6 protein-coding genes and 1 pseudogene are annotated in these 4635 nt (G+C 37.9%); 6 read left to right on the top strand and 1 reads right to left on the bottom strand.

The genetic code is table 11. From position 1 onward, the window contains the following. The 4 genes from ACJAT0_RS12625 to era all read left to right on the top strand — a co-directional run. Nucleotides 1-283, top strand: a 283-nt coding sequence (locus tag ACJAT0_RS12625) for a hypothetical protein (RefSeq protein ID WP_415181942.1), incomplete at its 5' end; no start/stop codon positions are given. Between the two features lie 72 nt (nucleotides 284-355). Next, a complete protein-coding gene (locus ACJAT0_RS12620; RefSeq protein WP_415181941.1) occupies nucleotides 356-1888 on the top strand; it encodes a T9SS type A sorting domain-containing protein in 1533 nt (510 codons plus the stop codon). A 407-nt stretch (nucleotides 1889-2295) separates the two neighbouring features. Next, nucleotides 2296-2505 carry a hypothetical protein gene (locus ACJAT0_RS12615; protein WP_415181940.1) on the top strand — a complete coding sequence of 70 codons (210 nt, stop codon included), beginning with the start codon at nucleotides 2296-2298 and terminating at the stop codon, nucleotides 2503-2505. Nucleotides 2506-2689: 184 nt separating this feature from the next. Further along, nucleotides 2690-3580 carry a GTPase Era gene (era, locus tag ACJAT0_RS12610; protein ID WP_415181939.1) on the top strand — a complete coding sequence of 297 codons (891 nt, stop codon included), beginning with the start codon at nucleotides 2690-2692 and terminating at the stop codon, nucleotides 3578-3580. On the opposite strand, the gene ACJAT0_RS12605 is transcribed toward era, so the two are convergent. Then, on the bottom strand, nucleotides 3559-3720 hold the full coding sequence (locus ACJAT0_RS12605; protein ID WP_415181938.1) for a hypothetical protein: 162 nt from the start codon (nucleotides 3718-3720) through the stop codon (nucleotides 3559-3561). The genes era and ACJAT0_RS12605 overlap by 22 nt on opposite strands. A gap of 58 nt (nucleotides 3721-3778) precedes the next feature. On the opposite strand from ACJAT0_RS12605, the gene ACJAT0_RS12600 reads away from it, so the two are divergent. Beyond that, a complete protein-coding gene (locus ACJAT0_RS12600; protein WP_415181937.1) occupies nucleotides 3779-4339 on the top strand; it encodes an RNA polymerase sigma factor in 561 nt (186 codons plus the stop codon). Then, nucleotides 4329-4635, top strand: a pseudogene (locus ACJAT0_RS12595) (hypothetical protein); the annotation flags it as partial. The gene ACJAT0_RS12600 and the pseudogene ACJAT0_RS12595, both read left to right, overlap by 11 nt.

The following is a 4635-nucleotide window of genomic DNA, read 5'->3' as shown; positions in this document are numbered from 1 at the left end:
TGAAGGACTAGGATTAGTACTTAGTTTTTCTTCTTTATTTCTTTATGGACTGATGTATTTCTTTCTAGCCATTGGCTTTTTTATAAAAAGAAAGGAACTGGGAGAATTAGCAAAATGGAGTGGAATAACTGGAATTATAGGCGGTTTATCTTTTTGTCTAATTATTCTTTTTCCGTTAGGTATATTAGCTACACTAACTTTTGAAGTCCTGCTGATCATCGTGCTTTATAGAGCATGGGACGATTCAAAAAAAGAATTTATAAACCCGAATATAAATTCTTAAGATTATGAAAGATGGCTTTTAAGAATACCGCTTTCGCGAAAGCGGTATTTCAACAAACCTTATCTTTATGTTATGAAAAAGAATCTTATTTTAAATGTTACCCTATTATTTGTTTGCAGTGCAGCCTTAGCGCAAAACATATCCATAGACCCAACCTATGGAACCAATGGTTATGCAACAGGCGCAACAAATGGAAGATTTGTAAATGTATCTGCTATGCTGCCCAACAACAACATCCTCGTCGCAGGAAATGGAAATGCTACTACGAGCTATATAGTTGAAAAACACCTGGAAGACGGTACTAGTGACCTTGCGTTTGGCAGTAATGGATTCGCCAGCATTAATATAGCAGCAAATTCTAAAGATAATGCAAACGCTATGCAAGTGCAGTCCGATGGCACCATTCTAATTGCAGGAACCTCAGATAGTGATCTTAGCCTATTTGGCACTTACTGGGATGTTTTTGTATCTCGTTTATTAGCAGACGGAACTTTAGATACTAGTTTTGGAACTAATGGACATGTAAAAACTAATCTAGGAACAAATGACGACGAGGTTTGGGAGATAGCCACCAGCAGTAACGGAACTATTTACGTTCTTGCTGCATCACAAAACACATCCATAGCAACTAAGCTTCTTAAATATGACGCTACAGGTAATCTTGACATAACCTTCGGCACAAATGGAGTTTTAGAAGTACCTATAGCGACAGACTCCCGTGTCTATGAAATGCAAATTAATGCCCAAGATGAGATCATTATAAGCGGCACAGAGTTAAATAGTTCTACAAACGAGTACGAGGTTATGGTTTTAAAATTAGATGCCCAAGGAGCTTTTATTACTAGTTTTGGAAACTCCGGCATCACTTCCATCACAGACCCTTTAGAAAATTATACTACCAGAGATATGATAACCACTACCGATGGCGGCTTATTTATCATAGGTGCAGCAGGTAGTAGCTCTACAAATACTAAATTTGCGATGTACAAGTTGACTTCAAATGGTGTTTTAGACACTACTTTTAATTCTACTGGATATGCTTATTTTGACCATGGATCTAGCAACTATGGAGTCACATTTGGGTACAGTGTTGCCCAATTACCAGACGGTTCCTATCTCGCTCAAGCAGATATTATAGGGAATAATAATTATGACCTGCTGCTTTTAAACATAGGTGCAAATGGGCTTCTTGTCAACAGCTTTGGAAACGGTGGTCGTTTTATAGTAGCGCGCAGCACACATCAAGATTACAGTAGACAAGTCCTGTTACAAGATGATGGTAAAGTAGTGGTGGTAGGCCTAGCTACAGACAGTACTACTAGAAGAACCATGCTCCTGCGCTTTAAAGATGCTTACACATTGTCCAACACTTCTGTAAACAGAACGTCCGTTTCTGTATTTCCAAACCCTTTTAACAACTGGATTGAGATACATAGTACTACTGGTCTATCGCAAACAACTCTTTTTAATACCTTAGGTCAACAAGTCATAGAAAACCATAAGGAAAACAGTATGAACACTTCAAATCTTCCTTCAGGAGTCTATTTTCTTCAAATAGAAGATGAATTGGGTGCTAGATCCACACACCAATTGATTAAGGAGTGACCGTTTTATGGCGCTTTCTGCCTTTATTAAATCAGAAATGTATCGCTCACTTGAAGGGGATGAAAAGCAGCATTGCAACAAATATCCCTTTTTTATAATGGGGATAAATAATTGCGCGAACTTGTAGCCGCATCTATTTATCATTGCGGAATCCTACAAAATCTAATTCCCAGATTCTCATACCGCATTCCCATTCAAATAAATATTTAGACTAGGTGGGACAGCATATACCTTCGAGAGGCGCGTTCTAAATTACTATACTCCACAGGTGTTAGAATCTCTATAAACACACCAGGGTATGCTCCCACTCATAGTACATCCATCGTCCTTTATAAAAAACGACGGTGATTTTAAATGAGTTCCAAGAACTTAAGGATGCGATTCTTATAAAGTGATATGGCATCAACATGCCCACAACGGCATACGGTAGGGCCAATTTAATTTACTTTGAAACTGAAATCACAGCAACTGGTAAACGATTAAATATAAATATCACTAATTATGTAGACGCGATTAAAGAGCCGCTATTCTTCCATCCAAATGCCGAGAAATTAGCAATAGTAAGATGTATAATATACCCCATCACAAATCCGCAAAAAGAAACGGTTGATTCCTAGACCTAACATTAAAAAAAACAGCCCTTCTGGAATGCTCTCTAGGGGCATGCTTCTTCATAAAAACCCGTTGCCATAGAAAATTAATTTCTATAAGAACTCTTGCACCAACAAAGCCCTAACTATCTCCTGCTAAAAACACATCAAGAGGAATCCACGATGATTGCCTAAACACTATCTTTGTAAAATGGAACATAAAGCAGGATTTGTAAACATAGTCGGTAACCCTAACGTAGGCAAAAGTACACTGATGAACTCGCTGGTAGGAGAACGTCTTTCTATTATTACAGCAAAAGCGCAAACGACTCGCCATCGCATTCTCGGAATAGTAAATGGAGAAGACTTTCAGGCCGTTATAAGTGACACTCCTGGAATTATAAAACCCGCATACAAACTTCAAGAAAGTATGATGGATTTTGTAAAAAATGCTTTTGAAGATGCAGACTGTATTCTTTATATGGTAGAATTAGGCGAGAAAGAATTGAAGAATGAGGCTTTTGAAAAACGCTTGACCTTTGCGGAAGTTCCTGTTTTTGTACTGATCAATAAGATCGACAAAGGAGATGCTACCCAATTGGAAGAAGCAGTAGCTCATTGGAAAGAAAGACTTCCGAAGGCTGAAATTTTTGCGGTAAGTGCTTTGATGAATTTTGGAGTACCTCAACTACTTTCTCGTATTGTCGAAGTGCTGCCGGTTTCTCCAGCTTTCTACCCGAAAGACACGTTAACCGATAAGCCAGAACGATTTTTTGTCAATGAAAGCATTAGAGAGAAAATCTTGATCCATTACAAAAAAGAGATCCCTTATTCTGTAGAGATTGACACGGAAGAATTTTTTGAAGATGAAAAAATTATAAGAATCCGCTCTGTAATAATGGTGGAACGGGAAACTCAAAAGGGAATCATTATAGGCCATAAAGGCACAGCGCTAAAACGTGTAGGAACGGAAGCTAGAAAAGACTTGCAAAAATTCTTCGGCAAGCAAGTGCACATAGAACTTTACGTAAAGGTGAATAAAAACTGGCGTAGTGATGAAAAGCAGTTAAGACGCTTTGGTTATAAAGGAGATAACAAATAGCCTTTAAAAAAAACGCAAGAACCTAGATACCCGTCCTCAAAATTATAGGAATGCTTCTTTTCATTTAATTGAGAAGAAGCATTTTTTTGTGTGTTCCGCTTTCGCGAAAGCGGAATAATTACAATTAAAATAAACTTCATAGGCAACCTTTTTAAAACAGGCTCGTCTATATCAATAGAAAGCATGTAAATTGTGAGAGTGATACAACTTTATACCAACGAGAAAAAGCTGATTCAAAAGGCTGCTAAGGGCGATAGGAAAGCGCAAAAGCATCTTTTTGAAAAGCATGCACCCAAAATGTTGAGTGTATGCCGTCAGTATATCTCACCAGTAGAAACAGCTGAGGAAATCTTACTAAATGGTTTCTTTAAGGTGTTTACAAAGTTGGATAGCTTTTCTCATAAAGGAAGTTTTGAAGGTTGGGTGCGCAGGATCATGATAAGAGAATGTATCGATCACCTCAGGAAAAAAGATCCTTTTAAATTTAAAGATGAAATCGACGAAGAAAAAGCAGGAAACGATGAGAAGGAAGAAGAGGAAACTGACTTAGCATTAGACCTCATCCAAAAATGCATCGATAATTTACCCGATGGTTATAAAAGTGTTTTTGTCATGTTTACTTTAGATCATATGAAACATAGAGAGATCGCAGGGTTTTTAAACATCTCTGAGAATACCAGTAAAACACAGTACCGCAAAGCACGGTTAATGCTTCAAGAACAAGTACAACAAATTAGAAAGCAACAACATGAAGCTTAACACTATAAAAAACTCTTTTGAAAAACGCAAGATAGAACCCAGCACAACCGCATGGAGCCAGCTCGCCTCGCGATTAGATCAAGAAGAGAAAAAGAATAAGAAGCCTGTTATTTATTGGTTGAGCGCCATTGCTGCAGCAGTTGTTGTAGGCTTGGTAGTGTATCCCTTTTTTAGTAGCGATGTGAACCGTATAGAAAAACACAATCAATTAGTAGTTGAAGAAAACAAGACCCCTGCAGAAGCAACCGATCCTCAAAATAAAGAGGCTATCCAACAAGGACTGCTTACAACACACA

The sequence above is a fragment of the Nonlabens sp. genome, from assembly GCF_047636915.1.
In the GTDB taxonomy this organism is placed as follows: Bacteria; Bacteroidota; Bacteroidia; order Flavobacteriales; family Flavobacteriaceae; genus Nonlabens.
This window is presented reverse-complemented; position numbering and strand designations above follow the sequence as displayed.